Annotated in this window: 20 protein-coding genes; 6 read left to right on the top strand and 14 right to left on the bottom strand. The window is 42.1% G+C overall.

Features of this window, described 5'->3' with window-relative positions:
• Window positions 1-291, top strand: a 291-nt coding sequence (locus tag B5D54_RS15970) for an integrase core domain-containing protein (protein WP_139364795.1), incomplete at its 5' end; no start/stop codon positions are given.
• A gap of 215 nt (window positions 292-506) precedes the next feature.
• Here B5D54_RS15970 and B5D54_RS15975 read toward each other — a convergent pair.
• The 14 genes from B5D54_RS15975 to B5D54_RS16035 form a co-directional block, all read right to left on the bottom strand.
• Entirely contained in the window at window positions 507-3395 is a 2889-nt protein-coding gene (locus tag B5D54_RS15975) for a coiled-coil domain-containing protein (RefSeq protein WP_078927546.1), read from the bottom strand.
• A gap of 79 nt (window positions 3396-3474) precedes the next feature.
• Entirely contained in the window at window positions 3475-3810 is a 336-nt protein-coding gene (locus B5D54_RS15980) for a hypothetical protein (protein ID WP_139364796.1), read from the bottom strand.
• A gap of 38 nt (window positions 3811-3848) precedes the next feature.
• A complete protein-coding gene (locus B5D54_RS15985; protein ID WP_078927548.1) occupies window positions 3849-4427 on the bottom strand; it encodes a hypothetical protein in 579 nt (192 codons plus the stop codon).
• A gap of 13 nt (window positions 4428-4440) precedes the next feature.
• Entirely contained in the window at window positions 4441-4788 is a 348-nt protein-coding gene (locus tag B5D54_RS15990) for a hypothetical protein (RefSeq protein ID WP_078927549.1), read from the bottom strand.
• Between the two features lie 245 nt (window positions 4789-5033).
• Window positions 5034-5444 carry a Mor transcription activator family protein gene (locus tag B5D54_RS15995; RefSeq protein WP_078927550.1) on the bottom strand — a complete coding sequence of 137 codons (411 nt, stop codon included), beginning with the start codon at window positions 5442-5444 and terminating at the stop codon, window positions 5034-5036.
• Entirely contained in the window at window positions 5441-5707 is a 267-nt protein-coding gene (locus B5D54_RS16000) for a hypothetical protein (RefSeq protein ID WP_078927551.1), read from the bottom strand. Before B5D54_RS16000 ends, B5D54_RS15995 begins: the two co-directional genes overlap by 4 nt.
• A 315-nt stretch (window positions 5708-6022) precedes the next feature.
• Window positions 6023-6184 (bottom strand): hypothetical protein, encoded by a 162-nt coding sequence (locus tag B5D54_RS17260; RefSeq protein WP_172459858.1) that lies wholly within the window; start codon window positions 6182-6184, stop codon window positions 6023-6025.
• Window positions 6181-6639 carry a hypothetical protein gene (locus B5D54_RS16005; RefSeq protein WP_078927552.1) on the bottom strand — a complete coding sequence of 153 codons (459 nt, stop codon included), beginning with the start codon at window positions 6637-6639 and terminating at the stop codon, window positions 6181-6183. The genes B5D54_RS17260 and B5D54_RS16005 overlap by 4 nt, the downstream gene beginning before the upstream one ends.
• Before the next feature lie 2 nt (window positions 6640-6641).
• Window positions 6642-7754 (bottom strand): ExeA family protein, encoded by a 1113-nt coding sequence (locus tag B5D54_RS16010; protein ID WP_078927553.1) that lies wholly within the window; start codon window positions 7752-7754, stop codon window positions 6642-6644.
• Window positions 7726-9483 (bottom strand): DDE-type integrase/transposase/recombinase, encoded by a 1758-nt coding sequence (locus tag B5D54_RS16015; RefSeq protein WP_078927554.1) that lies wholly within the window; start codon window positions 9481-9483, stop codon window positions 7726-7728. Before B5D54_RS16015 ends, B5D54_RS16010 begins: the two co-directional genes overlap by 29 nt.
• A 6-nt stretch (window positions 9484-9489) precedes the next feature.
• On the bottom strand, window positions 9490-10461 hold the full coding sequence (locus tag B5D54_RS16020; protein ID WP_078927555.1) for a MarR family transcriptional regulator: 972 nt from the start codon (window positions 10459-10461) through the stop codon (window positions 9490-9492).
• A gap of 1 nt (window position 10462) precedes the next feature.
• Window positions 10463-10795, bottom strand: a complete 333-nt coding sequence (locus tag B5D54_RS17475; RefSeq protein WP_078927556.1) for a helix-turn-helix domain-containing protein — start codon at window positions 10793-10795, stop codon at window positions 10463-10465.
• Complete coding sequence (locus tag B5D54_RS16030) at window positions 10782-11132, bottom strand: hypothetical protein (RefSeq protein WP_078927557.1); 351 nt, start codon at window positions 11130-11132, stop codon at window positions 10782-10784. Before B5D54_RS16030 ends, B5D54_RS17475 begins: the two co-directional genes overlap by 14 nt.
• A gap of 17 nt (window positions 11133-11149) precedes the next feature.
• On the bottom strand, window positions 11150-11368 hold the full coding sequence (locus B5D54_RS16035; RefSeq protein ID WP_078927558.1) for a hypothetical protein: 219 nt from the start codon (window positions 11366-11368) through the stop codon (window positions 11150-11152).
• A 71-nt stretch (window positions 11369-11439) separates the two neighbouring features.
• On the opposite strand from B5D54_RS16035, the gene B5D54_RS16040 reads away from it, so the two are divergent.
• The 5 genes from B5D54_RS16040 to B5D54_RS16060 all read left to right on the top strand — a co-directional run bounded on the left by B5D54_RS16040 (window position 11440) and on the right by B5D54_RS16060 (window position 16472).
• Window positions 11440-12111, top strand: coding sequence for a helix-turn-helix domain-containing protein (locus tag B5D54_RS16040; protein WP_078927559.1), 672 nt, complete (start codon window positions 11440-11442; stop codon window positions 12109-12111).
• 1729 nt (window positions 12112-13840) lie between these two features.
• Window positions 13841-14392, top strand: a complete 552-nt coding sequence (locus B5D54_RS16045) for a hypothetical protein (RefSeq protein ID WP_078927560.1) — start codon at window positions 13841-13843, stop codon at window positions 14390-14392.
• A gap of 3 nt (window positions 14393-14395) precedes the next feature.
• Window positions 14396-14638, top strand: coding sequence for a hypothetical protein (locus B5D54_RS16050; RefSeq protein WP_078927561.1), 243 nt, complete (start codon window positions 14396-14398; stop codon window positions 14636-14638).
• Window positions 14639-15315: 677 nt separating this feature from the next.
• Complete coding sequence (locus B5D54_RS16055) at window positions 15316-15624, top strand: transposase (RefSeq protein ID WP_217700202.1); 309 nt, start codon at window positions 15316-15318, stop codon at window positions 15622-15624.
• A complete protein-coding gene (locus B5D54_RS16060; RefSeq protein WP_176129403.1) occupies window positions 15621-16472 on the top strand; it encodes an IS3 family transposase in 852 nt (283 codons plus the stop codon). The genes B5D54_RS16055 and B5D54_RS16060 overlap by 4 nt, the downstream gene beginning before the upstream one ends.
• Window positions 16473-16730 lie beyond the last annotated feature (258 nt).

The raw sequence follows: 16730 nt of genomic DNA on the forward strand, positions 1-16730 counted from the left end.
GTCATAATCCACTCAGACCGAGGTGTACAATATAGGGCACATGATTATCAGGACTTCATGCGTAAGCATGGAGGGGTGCCAAGCATGAGTCGCAAAGGCAATTGTTGGGATAATGCGGTGATGGAGTCCTTCTACAGTCGACTGAAAGTTGAGTTGATTTATGCAGAAGATTACCAAACTATCGAAGAAGCACGAATGGGGATCTTCGAATACATCGAGATCTATTACAATCGAAATAGGAAGCACTCAGCGTTGGGCTACGTGAGTCCCGTCGAGTTCGAAAGTGTGTAGTTATGTTGTGTCCACTTTTCGTGGGGTACACTAAGCGCCTGATAGTGTCGAAGGTAAATGTATGGAAATTGATAAACACTATTTAATTGAGTTAACTAGACCATTTTATGCTAATTGTAGCGCGCCAAGATAATTGTCGATTGAAGTCAAGATAATAAAAAAAACAGCAATCCCACATAATGAAATCGCCGTCTTAAAATGCACTATATACCCGCCTAAGAAACACCTGCTCTTCTTGAAATCGGGCCACCATTATCGAAATCAGAGTAAACGGCGTTGAGTGATTGCTTAACCGCTTCCTTCACAATTACATCGACAATTATTGCATCGTTAGTTTCCGTTGCTTTAGTTTCGATAGTATCGCTATTGGCACCATGATAATTAATATAGATTGGCTTCTCACTGTAACTAGTGCTCTTCGGAGGGGGGCTTTCTCTCATCACGCTAAAGGCTCGCTTCATTTCTCGCATAGCGTCAATCATCCAGTGAAAGTTATCAGCCTGCTCAGTGTTGAGAACCATTTCATCTTGCTTCAATAACCAAGTTCCTTCATTAGCCTTAGGAACTCGGCCGATGCCATCGTGAGCCATCCCCGCAATACTCATAGCCCCAATAGAAGAAGCCATTGGCATTGTGACTGCTAATGCTGATGCCATTGCACCAGGAGCAAGCGCAGGACCAACAACAGGTACAGCAGCGGTAGAAGTGTAAGCGTTTATCCCTGCCATCTGAGCTTGTTGCTGAGCCATCGTTTTGCCTACGAGAATTTGAACTGCTTGATAAGCCAACCATTCTCCAGTCATGCGGCCAAGCGCGTTAATCACAGCTCGACTTATGCCTTCAGTTAAATTAAACAAAGCATCGCCAAGCTTATCAGCATCAAATATCATTGACTCAAACGTATTACCCATACCCGAAGAAAATGAATCAATCGTCGTTTTAGCTAAACCGTCGAAATTTTCCAAATTGGTTTTTGCACTTTCTAAATATCGCTGCCAGTAGCCTTTGTTAGCCTCTTCACGTTGTTTGCGAATTTGGACTTCAATTTCACTTAAACGGTGCTGATGCTCAGCCTCAGCAATTTCTTGTTGATAGCGATATTCAGCCTCAATAGCAGCAAGTTGTTCTCTATTCCCGCGAGCGGCCTCTACAGCACGATCATACATATCACGAAGATTTTCTAATCGGTCGTTATGTGCGTAGTTTTGTTCCACAACGGCTTTATTTTCCATCGCAGCTTCAATAGCCAAACGCTTAAACCAAGCGCTCTCCATCTCGTCAGTTTCAGCAAAGAAGTCGGTGACCGCCGAATCCTGTGGACGCTTTGAGTCAAGCAACTGAGCCTGCAAAAGCAATTGGGTTTTTAGCTCATCATTAATGCCTTTTAGCTCGCCATGCTCAAGTTCGTAACGAACCTTAGCAACTTCTGAAGTCTGCCCATATAAAGCAACTTGACGAGACAGCATTGCCAGCATTTTTTCGCCAGATTTAACGGCCTCTTCATTGACTTGAGGGGCATCATTATCTTTTGGGCGCACCCACTGACTACCTATGGATGTATTCAGTAACTCTTTATAGGCTTCATTAGCTACTTGTACCGATGCTTGCAAGTCTTTAGCTTGCTTCTCTAAAGCAACCAGTTCGCGCTGTTTTAACAAAGCGTCTCGGGGAGGTGCGTAATTTAGCGAAGCTTTTATATCACGAATTCTCGCCTGAGTTTTTGCCAGCTCAGATCGAGCTTGCGTAGCTTCTTCACCCAGCTTGAAAAGCAGGTTATGCCTTCCAACCTCGTTGAGTTCACCGTATTCTTCTACAAGCTCTCTTACTTTTTGTGTCATCCCCGATGTTTCTTCTGCCGCTTTATTCGAAGTTAACGCAAAATAACCAAGCGCCCCTGCTGCCATCATTACAATTCCAGCTGGACCACCAAGTGTCGCCATTAAAGTCGAACCTACACGCATAACAACATTCAAACGCGCTTGAGAGACAGTAAGGGCATCCGTTAATACTTTTCGTCGAGCTTTGAGAGTCGCTAGCGTTGTTTCACCACCAATTGCTTGAAACTTTTGCGCATTAGAAGATCGCATTACTTCAAGGTGACGCATTTCAGCCGCTACCGCAGCAAGTTCAGCTTGGGCTTTGGCAACAGTAGCTTGGATCCCTTGGCGAGTCGTTATAATGTCTCCAACTTTTGTTTTTGTCAGATTATAAACAGAAGCAGAAGCACGCCCCGCAGCCATTGCTAAGGTTACGCCAAGTACATCAGAGACCAACCGCCCGTTTTCATTGAGAACTAACATCAAATCAGCTAGTTTTTCGACGGATGGAGCGGCCTCAACAACCAAGCTTTGCTTTAACGCACGAGTGACTTCAGACGCCCGAAAAATCGCATCATTAGCGGCTTCTATCTTGGCTGCATCAATTCGGTTTAGCGTTACGCCAACACGATCAGCCTCCGCTTGCATCTCACGCAAGCCTGCTGAACCATTGGCGAGCATGTTAACCATGCCGACACCCTCTGTATCGAAGAAGCGGAAGGCCAACTTAACTCTTGTCGCTTGACTTTCGACGTTCTTAAAGCCATCGGCAATAGCAGCAAGCTGCTCATCAGGCGACATCGCCTGAAGAGCTTTCAAGTCTAGTCCCAGCTCTTTTACTTCAGAAGACAGACCTGTATTCGCATCAGAGCCAGCTAATCTGCGCGTCATACGTTGCAGCGCGGTATCTAAGTTACTTGAACCAACCCCTGTCAATTCAGAGGCATAACGCAACTGTGTTAATGCTTCAGTGGTAATGCCAATTTTATCTGCATGCTTTGCTGTCTGGTCGATAAGCAGAGCTTGTTGAGTAAACATGCTCTTCATCGCTCCAGCACCGAGCAATGCAGCAAAACCACCTGCCAATCCTTTCAGGGTGTTATTTAGCCCAGCAAACTCGCTGGTTGCAGCCGTGGTTTCTTTACTGAGCTTATTAACCGACGTACTAGACTGATCCGTACGAGCAGAGAAGTGACGAACCGCTTCATCAGACGCTTTAACACTGCCAATAAACGCCTTGTTATCAGCATCAAATCTGAGTTTTAACCTTAATTCACTATTGCTCACGGCAGTTCAGCTCCTAATTGCATTTTTAGATAGTAACTTTTCTAAAACAGAAAAAGAGAGTTTTCTCAAGAAAGGCCATCTAACTTTCTTCACCACTTTTCACGCTCAAACCATGAATTGCTTGCTGATACGCTTTAACCGCCGCGATAATGAAGAATTGGTTTCCAAACAGTGCATCTTTATTGTTGTCATTAACAGTCAAGGGATTATTGTTTTCATCAGCAATGTTTGACCAACCAGTTACAACCTTTTTTAATGCATCCGCACCACCAGTAACCACATTTAAAGCATCACTACCACTTAATACAATGAAATCTAAAGTGATTTTTTCTTCTATCACTTCGCCACCATCAACAGGCAACCGAACAACCGCAGGCCACGCTTTTACTAACCGCTCTTTTTCTAATACGAACATTTTTTTATCCCCTTTATGATGATCATCGGTAATCTGAGCTACCAAGATTGAAGTTCTGCAACACCTAAGTTTTGACGAATAATACCTTTATGCTCTTCCCAATCTTTATCCATGAAGTAGCCGTAAAGATGAAGGAACGGTGCACCATAGTGATAAATAGGTGTCGCGTTTCGAACCAGAGCACTAGCTACGACAAAATCACGGATTAGAGGTAACAGTTCAGGGTGCTTTTTAACTAGATCATCGATTTGCTGGCTACAATCTTCCATGATGTATTGGTAAAGATCTTTCTCTGTTTCATTATACTCTTTACGAATCACGTCCAAGCGTTCGGTATAGCTCTTATCGGAAGTGTAATTGGTCAAGTTGGCGATGATTGCTGTTAGCTCGTCGCGTTCTTGCTCTTGTTCGTTCAGCTTGAGTTTTAGCGCCTTTAGTCTTTCAAGATCGAGTTCCGCACGGATCTCACCTTTCGTTTTAGACAAGCTCAAGTTTATGTCAGGTACTTGCGCGGTATAGCGGGCAAGCTTTTCTTTTTTCTGCCTAGTGTCTTGCATCTCTGCGGAAAATCGTTCACTAATGGCATTCAGTTTGTTAACGAGTTCTTGTTTATTCATGGTACTCACCTTATTACTGGTTAGATTGTTTCTTGGCTGCAAGGTAGGCTTCTTTGGAAAGGCCCGTATTTGTAAGCATTCGGTCTTCTTCTTTCGTGAGGTAAGGGTCCGCCGATAATTGAAGGCTTTTGGCACGCTCGATAATTCTTGAGATTATGTTTTGATTTTTTTCCTTAAGATAAAAATCCACATCTAATAAATCAGAAGATATTGAAGCAAACGTATCGGCCTCATCAGGCGTTAATTGATTCAGTGTTGAGAAATAAGAATCTTTGGCAACCAGTACGTGTTTTGCTGCAATGTACTCTTGTTCTGACACGCCAGAATGGCGAAGCGCCGTTAATTCAATTGGGGTTAACATAGTGATGTCCTGTCATTGGAAAAAGAATTTGGTACGTCTAGATGAATGACTTATGACGCGATACCATCTTTGTTTACCGATACGACATCGAGCCTTCGTTTCAGCTTTCATCCGTTTTATAGACATAACGCCCTCGCTATTTGTTTTTAAAGACAAGTGGTGCAACGTCATTCTCACTGTAAAGTAGGTGCTTTCTGTTCGTGTTTTCGAGCTTACTTTTCTTGGGGAGATAGACTTGGAACCTACTACTTATGAGTTAACTGCTCGATAAAGACTTTAGCCTCTGATTTCATTTTCCCAATTTCATTACGCATTTCATTGACATATCTATAAATGGTGTCTTCGCTTAGCTTATATTTAATGGAAAGTTCGGTTAAATTGTTGCCTGTGAAATCTTTATAAATCATGTGTTTTTTTAATAATATCTTTAGCGCACTACCTTTCGGGAAGTACACCTGCATCCCTCCCATACAGTCACAGATAGCGAGGAAAATAATAATAAAATCATGCTCATTAACATTTTCTCGCTCAGCCGCTGTTTTTAATATTGGGTAAATTTCCCCCGCAATACGATGATCAGCTTTTAAAGCGTTTTCTATCATGGGTATCACCCCATCTCTCTTAATGAGCTCTCGCCAAGTTAAAACTTCATTCATTTACTTTCTCTTTTGGCTAACAGTTGATAAGCGTAGAAAATTGAAACTTTATTTCTACGAGCAGCGTAAAACTTTCCATGAGTTTCTATATCTTGATTGACGCATGCGCATTTAACTTTTGCCATCAAACACCTTTGCTTGCTGATATAAGTTAATCTGCTACCTATATTGCTAAGGTGATTCATGTCTTTTTCGTTAAGTTCCAAGCCCAAAGCAAGGCAGAGCGTATAAAACCGTTCAAATTTATTGACTTTTGTACTCATGCCTTCACCAACAGATATTCTCGTTGCTTTATATTGAACAACATTAAGATGAATTATGGAGTTAAGACGAATTAATAAACGGTTTAGTCGAGATATTCGGAAACCATTTATACTTAATTTCGAAAAAATAACCGAACAATGTAAGCTCGATGCATGTTGAGCATCAAAACCCCGTTTAAAACCCGTTTAAATTGCACCAGATTGATTTAAACTTTTTTAGATAAGCGAATGCTTGCATCACGGCTAGAAATTGATTTGAGGGCGTTTAAGAAAGGAAACGCCCTTTTGTATAAAGGGCGTGTTGATGCGAAAGAATTAGTGTATAGGGGAGCGGCGAGTCTTCTTGATGCCTAAGTCGTGGTTTAAAGCTCGATTCTGAAGCTCTCGAAGCAGCAACAGAACTTGTTTCGCTCCTAATGCTGAGACTCTAGTCGCCAGCTCATGGCTTTCAGCCGCTGTTAAACGACGCTCTTTCATGACCAAACTCCTCTATGATTTCTTAGTATCATTAATAGTTCACTGGGTGATGAGCCATCAAGTAGGGCATTCAGCTCGTCGGTCTCAGGCGGTGTCAACCCAGTCGCCAAATTACGTCCATAAATCCCTGGTAGCGGATTGTAGATCATGCCTGCTCTATCTTGACGACACATGTCTGAAATGGTGCTTAGTTCATTCGACACTAAACGAGTCCCCATTGTGAGTTCATTAATAACCGACCAACTGCACGTTGCTTCACCCTGTTTCCAACGATTATACAAAGCCACAACACTGTTGAAATTAGATAAAGCATCACCTAAGCGATCGTGGAGCTTTTCTTGGAATTGGACGCTAAGAATATAATCTTCAGTTTTAAAGCCACAACGATAGACAGGTACAGCATCCATTAACTCACCAACTTTGAAATGTGACAAGGCAAGGTTTTGATTTTTCATGGTTACAGCTCCTTGATAATGTCTTCATTTACTTTCTCTTCGCCCAAAGAGGCGCAGAGATTCATGGCTTTTGCCACTAAGTTATTGATGACCTGTGGATAGACCAAGCTACCAGACTGATTACGGCGTGTTTGCAAGCGCTGCTTTAACGCAGGGACAGCACTATCATCCATCACCTTGCTATACTCGCATCCCGAACGTTCAAACTTATGTTTGAGGTACGCTTCGATATCATGATCGAGCGGTGGAACTTCAACAACCATACAACGACGAATAAACTCGCGTAGAACGTAGTTGTTACGTTCGTTTAGGCGGCCAGACAGCTCTGTTTGTCCAACAAGTAAGATACCTAGGAGTTTTGAGAAACCATCTTCGAGTTCCCAAAAGCGTTTGAGGTACTTCATAACAGGTATCGTTAAGTCATGGGCCTCTTCAATAATGAGTACATGGCGTTGTCCGCCTTTAAAAGCGTTCATAAGTAAGCGTTCCACTTGTCTTGCTTTCGCTTCCATACTGCGTTTTGGCGTTTCACTACTGATATCGCTAATGATCGCGTCACAGATACCCGCAGCAGTAGCACGAGTCTTGTCGATAATCTTGGGCTGGATCACTGAGATATCACCGTCATTATGCAAATCATCTAAAAGCAATCTCCGCAGAACACTTTTACCAGCTCCAGAATCCCCAACAACCGCTAAGATCCCTTGGTTACGTGATACATCTTTCATTGCCGCTAACACGTAGCGGCTGTCTTCATTCAAGTAAATATCACGCACACAGCGAATATCATTCAGGAATGGGTTACGAAATAGCTTGAAGTGCTTCATGGCTTCTTGTGTTAACATTGGGTTCTCCAGTTCGATGTCCTGATTTATTTCTTCTTGCTGGGGTTCAGGTTGGTCATTGGTTGCCGCCTTTGACCAACCGTTTACTCCTTCCAGCCCGTGCGACGCAAAAAATGCCTCGACTTTTTCTTTAAATTCTTCAGCACATCGCTTCGGTGGCTCATTCATTTTTACCGCTCTCTGCACGGTGCTGTAGTTCATGGCTAAGTGATCGGCTAATGCCTGTATAGTTAGGTTTGCGTTATCTAGTCGCGCTCTGAGCGTATTCATTGCCGTGCTGCTCCCATAGTTCAGTAAAGGTGTGTAGCTCACTTTCAGTCATCCCATTAGGGTATTGATGTTTAAGCTCGACTCTCATGGCTACCAATTCATCTTTGGTTGGATTAAAACGCCGTTTAAGACGATTTAAAGCGCCGATAAATGTCATTTTTTGCTCAGTTAATGGCTGGCCTTCAATCTTCATCACGGTTCCACGACGCGGCATAAAAGACGGAACGGTTTGCTGCTCGATATCAGCCATCGGATTAATGCGCCCATCAAAGGCGGCCACTCTCCCTTTGCGGATTTTCTTAATATCCCTTGGGTTATCTGCTCCCCACGCCTGCGTATCTAAACGCTTACGATTGTGATCAGCATCGGTATCACGCACTGACTTATGCTCTGTACCGATAACTGGGGCTTGCAGGTTAAAGCCAGCGGCATCACGTTCGATGGGTATGGCTTCATGGGTATGCTCTTGCCCCATGTCATCGATGCTGATCACTCGTATCACAGGAGCTTTATAGGGGTTCACAAACACCTTCACTTCATCCCCCGCAATAATGTGGGGGATATGCGTTAATGAATAATCCATCGAGGCATAACCTTTAGGAGCAAAACTAATACTTAACTCGTTAGGGCGCACCTTGCGAACTTCAGGCTTAGTCTGTTGCATCATGCTCTTCACTAGCGCAACATCTTTGATTAGTCGCAATTGCTCAGTTCGAATGGTTTGCCAAAACCCAAAACGACTATTTTTATGGCGGCTATGCTCTTTGAGAGACTGGAAACCAATAGACCATTGAATGGCATGTTGATTAAGTTCTTCAATGGATTGAACGGTCATGAAGGCTAATCTCCCTTCAAATCGTCTCTCGACAACGTTATGTGTCGATTCTACTTGTCCCTTCGCCCAAGGACGCCCAGGTGTATGTGCAATATGTCTGACTTCCAACATATCCAGCATATGGCGCGTTTGGTGCGCAATGTTGGCAGAGCCTGCATCCCAAATCAGTATTTGAGGAACTCCGTACATTAATTCACCTGTCTCTCGTTCACAGAAGGCTTCAAACAAGAACTGAGTAATCGTTTCAGTATTCTCTCCTGGTGCGAGGTAGTAGCGTAAAAAGAAAGCGCCGCTGTAATGGTCTGTTGCTAAATAACGAAGAACCCGCTCATTCACGATGCGATCAAGATTCTTGGGCTTGTTCTTGTAGAACTCATCTTTAGACATGACCTGTAGCCCCTTGCTGCCACGTAGGTAGTACAACACGCAAATAGACACATCAAACTGCCAAACGTGATTAGGGTGCAAAGAGCGCTGGCTCGTGGTTGTTTCCATAACATCAAGTTGTTCAGGGTGAACACGAAAGCGCTTAAAAGCCCGTAACACGGTCGATTCAGACACATCTTGAACCAATTCGTCGTTGGCTAACGCGATATCAATAGCATCACGAATCGTCATCAACGCTTTACCACTTTCCCGTTTGCTTTGACGGATCAGGTTTGAAAGCAATTCCGTTTCTTCTTTAGTCAAAGCCAGCTCACCATTATCAGCTCGTTTTTTACGACCTGATGCCCACCCTAAATCGGTTAGCTCTTGATAAAGCTTACTTTTTGAAACGCATAAATGATCCATCGCAGCTTGAACAATCAGCCCTTTTTTTCCACGTTTAGCTCCGTCAAGGTCGGACATCAAACGTTTAAGATATTGTGCGCGTTCTAATTCAAGTGCATTCATCGCAGGTTAACCCTCGCTACCTAATAACAGGCTATTTTCAGCATGCCACTGCTCGATGTGACGAGTAACATGCGCGAACATTCCCATATCCGCAGAGAGATTTAGAAAACGCTCTAGAATACGAAATAAGGTATCCTCACAAGCTTGATCGATATCGAGTGGATGAGGGTTATCCTGTATGGTTTGAATGGCATCAAACAGACGTGCAAAGCCACTATCGACCGCAAGCGCAGATACATTCAGTTGGTCTAATAGCTTGCTATTAAGCTCTTCCTCTTTCTGACGAGCTTGCGCAGGAGAAAGTGGAGTATCGAGTTTTTTCGATAAGTCATTAATCTTCTTATCTTTATCTGATAGAAGCCTTTCGCTGGATTGCTTTTCTTGGGCCAACCTTGTGACCTCTGATTGCAGTGCCTGTTTCTCTTGACGATGTTTTGCCGACAACTCTTCAATGATTTCCAAGGCTTCATCACGGTCTTGAACCTTAACCACTTCACCTTCAACAATGGCGGTCAAATCTTCTTGAGGCAGTTTACGCAGGCGGCGTAAATCGCGTGTTGTCATGCCTATTGCACTCATTGACTCTAACGCCTGCTCACCAAACACGTCTAAGTTTCTTAGTCGTTCATCAACGGTTGATTTTGAACTGCCATAGATTTCACAAAACTCTTCCCAAGTGCCTTTGAGAACAACTAAATTAATGCCGACAGTCGAGCTTTTTGAAAAGGTGATTCCTTTTAACGCCTTGTATTTCTTGGATTCCTTGATTTCTTTCAATGCACTCAAACTCACGGCGTCGGTAATTTTTGATAGTCTCTCTGCCATCTGAGCGCGTCCCAAAATAGCACCCAGATCTACAGCCTCACCGAGTCTTGTGCCTTCATTTTGAGAAATCGTTAATGCTTCAGCGGCATCAATCTCTTGTGCGTCGCTCAATGCTTGTTTAGCTGTCACTAATTGCTTCATTTCATCGGACATCTTATAAATCCTCTCCTGTTAACTCTTTAAATTCAGCTCCAATACGATCAACCTCTGCACGAACTGCGTTGCGATAATTGAACGCTAATTGAATAAAGTGTTTTGATGGCTTCCATAGCATGGCGTTTTTTTCACCGATGGTTTCTACCCAACCGCTATCAACCAAAATTTGCAAATAGCGGTGAACGCTAGCTCTAGGGATACCTGAAAGATCACCGAGGCTCTTTAAACTCAGACCTTCAACGCCATTTTCTACTAGGGTTTCAAGAAGCTTTAGAGTCAAACGAGTCGGTTTCAAATTACAACCTGAGATAGAGTGTTTATATTTGTTCATTGGCGTTCACCCATTGTTTCTTATGGAGAAGTTTTTTCCATGCCCTATTCAAAGACGTTCTTGATGGCGCTCTTTCTTTTCCAAACTTATCAATACAAGCTAGAAGTACATCTTTTTGAGGAAGGAACTCTAGATCCAGACTCAAGATGAAATCATGTAATTCTCTGTCTGAATCTATTTTACTTTTGTAGTAACTTGGAACAGGAGTGACCTCTAACTTTCCAGACGATACTGATCGATACACTGAGTCCAATACATTTTTTGCCTGATAAACGTTCAATGAAGACAAGGTCTTAACTATTTGTTCGTAAGCTATTTTTTCTTCGCAACTTTTCATTAAGGTAATTCCCCTAGCTAAATCAATTCGTTGTATATACCAGAAGCAATGACTGCTTCAGTTCTTAGCTCACAAGCTTTAGGCCCATTCCAACTTCCCAAAATGGCTGATTTAGTGTTTGCACGGTTTAAACCATGATCTAAACACCAACGGCTGAAAGATGTACCTTGTTTTACAAAGCCGCTTTTTAGAGCATTAAACTGTTCAGCTGACAATGGTGATGTGACTTTTTTCACTTTAAACCTCCTTCGGTTTGAATTAGACTAATCCGACTAACTAATCACAAATAATAGTCGGATAAATCTACATGTCAATAAAAATAAAGGCGGATGCGTCTACTTTTGGTGAGAGGCTTAAATCGGTTCGTGCACAACTTGGCCTTAACCAGTCTCAAATGGCAGGTCAAATAGGGGTAAGCAAAGATACTTTGAGCCGATATGAAAGAGGAGAACTGACGCCATCAATTGATGTGCTGAAAAGAATTATAGAAAGCTATTCATCGGAGGGAGTAACCGCTGACGCGCTGTTACTTGATGCAAAACCATCAATTCCTACACATTGTGTAGCAAACATTGGATGGGCTACTGGTTTTAACTTTCAAAACGGCGGTGCATTTGAAATAGCCATAGGCTTTAAAGACTTAGCAAGGCTTTGTGAGTCAATGACTGTCTTTACTGAAATGAATATTCCGCTTACTGAAGCTTTACTTGGGGCTGCGGACGCACTAGCAGACGTCAACAATGGCTTTGAACCTTCTGATGATCCTTTCTTAGAAGATGTATATGAAATAAATTCGATGAGCTACCTTAAAGTGACCACTCCGATAGCTCAGCAAGCTGCAAGTTTAATACCAACCTTCATTGAAGGAGATACCAAGAAGGATAAATTGGTGGCTAAATACATGAAAGAAGTTGAAAAGGTTGAGCAACTTAAGGGTGAAATAGCAGAACTAAAAAAAATGCTAAAGGTATCACATTAAAGTTGTATCCTTACCATGAGCTTGTTTGACGGTTGTAAGTTAAACCCTATTTGAAATGGTTTAGCTTACAACTAAATAGCTATTTCTAAATGCAAATCATCTATCTGCTGCCGTTGGGGGCTTGATAATGAACATTACATCTCACCAACGTTAAGTGGCACTAGATGCATGGAGGTGAGTAACCACCTCCGTTAGCTTTAATAAAAGGCAATAGATTATGGGGCAAGTTATACTTACGTTTTGCGAATGTGGTTTAAAATGCCACTACATCCATTGGTAAATGGGAAGCATATCAATATCAACTCTACATAAGGTTGAATGCATTGAAGAATTGTTTCGACAATTCACGAACCGCACCTTCTCGCAGAAGCTCTAGAATCATCTCAGAAGAGGAGCTGCTATCGACCACCGAGAGCAAAGCGCTACTTTCAATAGACTGCCCAGTTGTAGAGGCGCTCGGTTGATGCCAAAATTGCCCGCATGTGGGATTAGAACGTCAATATCTACTATCGAACCCATCGCCAAATTAACGCCTTATAATTATGATACTCCCATCTCAAAAAGGTGACCGTTCAACACCTAAGTATCCAATATAATCCCTAACCAACGCCCTATTATCTTGACGCCACACTACTATTATCTTGGGTCTATACAGCTAATGCTGCTCCTACCATTAGTGAATACCTTAGAGAATTAGACATCTAATGATGTTGTTTATAAAGAGTCAAAAAATAGATTATCCGAGAGATTTATATTTCATATTGAGTATCTTATTGATAGTGGCTATATCATCGGGCCCAATAGAGAATTACCCGGAATTTCTCAGTTAGGGTTAAAAATTTATCCTGACCGTAGTGCTATCGTATTAGATGATCGGCCAGTGAGATACATTAAGCCAGCAAAGTTAAAAATAGTTAAACCCGTTCTAATATGGTTTAGAGATCATACATTAGGTGCGATCATATCAGCATTAGTAGTCGCCATGATATTGGTCGCTATTGGTGTAAATGTTTGAAGTCAAGCGCTATAACAAACGGTTCAAGAGGGACAACCAACGCGTGGCATTTTTATTATGCGTTGGTTTTTGTGGTTACGGTGTTGTGCTGAAGCTTGGTAGTGGCGTTGGTTGCCCCTTAACCGGGCGTTATGTAACCGTAGAGAAAAAGACCACAATATATTGAAAATTAAAGTGTTTTTATAATTTCTTTACTTTGAATTTAGCTTCTACTTTGGATGTTCGGTACTTTTAAGTGATTGTTTAAAATGGTTATTTTCAAATTTATAAATCTGGTTTTATTCATATTGGCTCAGTTTTCGTCTTCTTGTTCTTCGAGTCTTTGCTCTGAGCTTTATTGGTAAAGCTAGTTTGCGATAAGTTTGGTGGCAGTCATTTTTTTCTTTGAACTAGGGCTCGCAGTTTCGTCGTTGTCACGCAAATTCTACTGGGTTACTGCTAACTTTTCATGTAAGTTAAACGGTATTTGGCAATGTTGTTCTTTGTAATGCTTTGAAATGGTTAGAAAAGTTACATAACAAAGCATTCAAGAGGGACAGTCAACGCTTGACAGTTTTGGTTTGGTTGGCATTTGAGGTGACGGCTGGCTAGTTTGAGTTCAGCTGTTTGCGTTGCTTGCCCCTTAATGCGGCGTTAGCCCTCTAACTTGAGTATCTTGGTTGCATATGTTTTAATCAATCTCTTTTTATTTACAGGAGTTGATTACTTGATTACATGCAAAATACACATCAGGATACGGAGCTTAAATATCAGAGATTTAGAGAAGATAGTAGGGCTATTGCAGAACAGACATTACCTAGACAATATGCTGATAGAGTTTCTCTAAAAGGAGTTGATCGGCTATCACTTACCCATGCTAAGAGGTGGGAAGAAAGCCTAGAGCGTAGTGATAGTGCTAGCTGGTCGTGGTCTGAGGGTTTCAAGCAATATGCATACAGGCACCCTAAAAGGTTTGATTTGGCAATTTGGTATGCTAATGCTCAACTTTGTGGGTTATCGTTAGGAAAGCCTACATATACAGGCGGTAGGTTACGACTTGATGTAATTGAAGGTGCTCCTTGGGATCATCCACTTAAAAGTAAGATCGTCGAAATTACGGTTTCTGCCGCAGAGGCCTATGCAGACTTTATTGGTGCGGACCAAATCAGGATTATGAGGCCAGTAAATGCAAGAGTTACAAGATATTATGAAAAATTCGGCTTTACTCTTAAACAGGGGAAAGCAAGTAATACTCCTACGTATTTATGGCGTAACTTAAGGGGTTAATTTATGGCAGGCAAAGATAGACCACTTGAAGGTACAAAAGAATTTGATGAATGGGTACTAGAAAGGGCTAGAAAACGCGCCGAAGATCTCTTTAATACTGAGATTCCGGAAGATTTGCATGATGTCGGAAGGGGAATGATAGCTGGTCCTGAAAAGGTAGAGGATATCATGCCAGAAAAAACAATCTCAGAAGATATTGCCATTGATAAGGAAGAGAAAAGATCAAAGTTCAAAATTATCAAATAGCCAACAAGGGCTAACAAAGCATTTAAGAGTGATTCGCAACGCTTGGCAGTTTCGCTTCGCTCAAGTATAGCCAAGCGCCGCTCACACCTTAATGCGGCGTTATGTAACCGTAAAGAAAAAGACCGCAATGTATTGAAAATTAAAAATATTTTTATGCTTTTGCTTTTTTAAACTGGCTTCTACTTTACATGTTTATGGATTTAACTTATTGTTTTAATCGGTTATTTATAAAGTTTGTAAAGTCAGTCTTATTCATATTGGCTTAGTTTCCGTCTTCTTGTTCTTCGAGTTTTCAGTCTTTTCTCAATGGTTAAGTGAGTTTGCGATAAGCTTGGTGGCAGTCATTTTTTCTTTGAACTAGGGCTCGCAGTTTTGTTGTTGTCACGCGAATTCTACTGGGTTACTGCTAACTTTTCATGTAAGTTAAACGATATTTGGTAATGCTGTTATTTGTAATGCTTTGAAATGGTTAATAAAGTTACATAACAAAGCATTTAAGAGGGACAATCAACGCGTGGCATTTTTGGTTTGGGTTGGTATTTGAGGTTACGGCTGGTTAGTTTTAGTGCAGTTGTTTACGTTGCTTGCCCCTTAATGCGGCGTTATGTAACCCGAGTACCCCACGTTTAGTAGACACTTTACTAAGTTAGATCTAGGGTCTAATTGAGAGGTGATTTATGGCTAAACATCGTAATCCAGCGTACACCGAAGAGTTCCGCAAAGAAGCGGTTCGCCTGGCCAGTCTTCCAGGCCGAACAGCAGTCTCCGTTGCCAGGGAGCTGGGCATTAGTGCCCAGCAAATCCGGAACTGGAAGCGCCAGTTCACACGCCTATCTGATAAACAGTTTAACACCTTAGATGGTGTTGATTATTCGCAGAAAGAGTCCGAAGAGCTTCGCGTCCTTCGGCGCGAGAATAAACGTCTACGTGATGAGATGGAATTCCTAAAAAAGGTGTCGGCGTACTTCGCGAAGCAGCAAGAGTGAAGTACGAGTATATCGAAAGTTATGTTGGGGAATATAAAGTGACCCATATGTGTCGCGCCTTGGATGTTTCTCCTAGTGGTTATTACAAGTGGTTGAATCGAGAGCCAAGTGAACGCTCAAAGCGGCGGTGCCGTTTTGAACAGTTAGTCATGTGCACCTTTGCAAAGCATCGTGCTCGTTATGGTTCTGTGCGAATTACCGATGAGTTGAACGAAGCAGGCTATGCCTGTTGCGTTAACTATGTTGCTGATATTATGAAAGAAAAGGGTATCAAAGCGCGAAACGGTATAGGGTTCAAATACACTAAGGATGTTGCCGTGATGACAAATGTAGCTGATAATTTATTACGTAGAGACTTTGAAGCAGCGCGCCCTAATCAAAAGTGGGTGACTGACATTACGTACATCTGGGTGAAGAGCCGTTGGCTCTACCTAGCTACGGTTCTGGACTTGCATTCACGGCGTATTGTTGGTTGGTCTTTAGATACGACGATGACGGTTCAACTCATTACGAATGCACTGAAAATGGCGTTCAAATCACGTAAGCCGCCTAAGGGGGTCATAATCCATTCAGATCGTGGTGTACAATACAGGGCACATGATTATCAGGACTTCATGCGCAAGCATGGCGGAGTGCCAAGCATGAGCCGTAAAGGCAATTGTTGGGACAACGCAGTGATGGAGTCATTCTACAGCCGACTAAAGGTCGAGCTGATATATGCAGAAGACTACCAAAATATTGAAGAAGCTCGAATGGGGATCTTCGAATATATCGAGATCTATTACAATCGAAATAGGAAGCACTCAGCGTTGGGCTATGTGAGTCCAGTGGTGTTTGAAAGTGTGTAGTTATGTTGTGTCCACTTTTCGTGGGGTACACTAGTAACCGTAGAGAAAAAGATCACAATTTATTGATAATTAAGCTATTTCTATGCTTTTTCGTATTTTGATTTTGGTTTCTGATTTATTTGATAGGTGCTTTTAACTTATTGTTTAAATTGGTTATTTGTCAGTTTGTAAAATCAGTTTTATTCATATTGATTTGGCTTGCAGCTTCTTGTTCTTCGAGTCTTCATTCAGTACTTAATGGTAAAGCGGGTTTGCGTT

Source organism: Vibrio cincinnatiensis DSM 19608, assembly GCF_900167345.1.
GTDB classification, from domain to species: domain Bacteria; phylum Pseudomonadota; class Gammaproteobacteria; order Enterobacterales; family Vibrionaceae; genus Vibrio; species Vibrio cincinnatiensis.

Excerpts from the sequence above, each read along its gene's own strand:
- B5D54_RS15980 (WP_139364796.1), bottom strand. The coding sequence starts at position 3,810 with ATGTTCGTATTAGAAAAAGAGCGGTTAGTAAAAGCGTGGCCTGCGGTT.
- B5D54_RS16040 (WP_078927559.1), top strand. The coding sequence starts at position 11,440 with ATGTCAATAAAAATAAAGGCGGATGCGTCTACTTTTGGTGAGAGGCTT.
- B5D54_RS17260 (WP_172459858.1), bottom strand. The coding sequence starts at position 6,184 with ATGAAAGAGCGTCGTTTAACAGCGGCTGAAAGCCATGAGCTGGCGACT.
- B5D54_RS16015 (WP_078927554.1), bottom strand. The coding sequence starts at position 9,483 with ATGAATGCACTTGAATTAGAACGCGCACAATATCTTAAACGTTTGATG.
- B5D54_RS16010 (WP_078927553.1), bottom strand. The coding sequence starts at position 7,754 with ATGAATACGCTCAGAGCGCGACTAGATAACGCAAACCTAACTATACAG.
- B5D54_RS17475 (WP_078927556.1), bottom strand. The coding sequence starts at position 10,795 with ATGAACAAATATAAACACTCTATCTCAGGTTGTAATTTGAAACCGACT.
- B5D54_RS15995 (WP_078927550.1), bottom strand. The coding sequence starts at position 5,444 with ATGAATGAAGTTTTAACTTGGCGAGAGCTCATTAAGAGAGATGGGGTG.
- B5D54_RS16050 (WP_078927561.1), top strand. The coding sequence starts at position 14,396 with ATGGCAGGCAAAGATAGACCACTTGAAGGTACAAAAGAATTTGATGAA.
- B5D54_RS16045 (WP_078927560.1), top strand. The coding sequence starts at position 13,841 with ATGCAAAATACACATCAGGATACGGAGCTTAAATATCAGAGATTTAGA.
- B5D54_RS16055 (WP_217700202.1), top strand. The coding sequence starts at position 15,316 with ATGGCTAAACATCGTAATCCAGCGTACACCGAAGAGTTCCGCAAAGAA.
- B5D54_RS16000 (WP_078927551.1), bottom strand. The coding sequence starts at position 5,707 with ATGAGTACAAAAGTCAATAAATTTGAACGGTTTTATACGCTCTGCCTT.
- B5D54_RS15990 (WP_078927549.1), bottom strand. The coding sequence starts at position 4,788 with ATGTTAACCCCAATTGAATTAACGGCGCTTCGCCATTCTGGCGTGTCA.
- B5D54_RS15985 (WP_078927548.1), bottom strand. The coding sequence starts at position 4,427 with ATGAATAAACAAGAACTCGTTAACAAACTGAATGCCATTAGTGAACGA.
- B5D54_RS16020 (WP_078927555.1), bottom strand. The coding sequence starts at position 10,461 with ATGTCCGATGAAATGAAGCAATTAGTGACAGCTAAACAAGCATTGAGC.
- B5D54_RS16005 (WP_078927552.1), bottom strand. The coding sequence starts at position 6,639 with ATGAAAAATCAAAACCTTGCCTTGTCACATTTCAAAGTTGGTGAGTTA.
- B5D54_RS16030 (WP_078927557.1), bottom strand. The coding sequence starts at position 11,132 with ATGAAAAGTTGCGAAGAAAAAATAGCTTACGAACAAATAGTTAAGACC.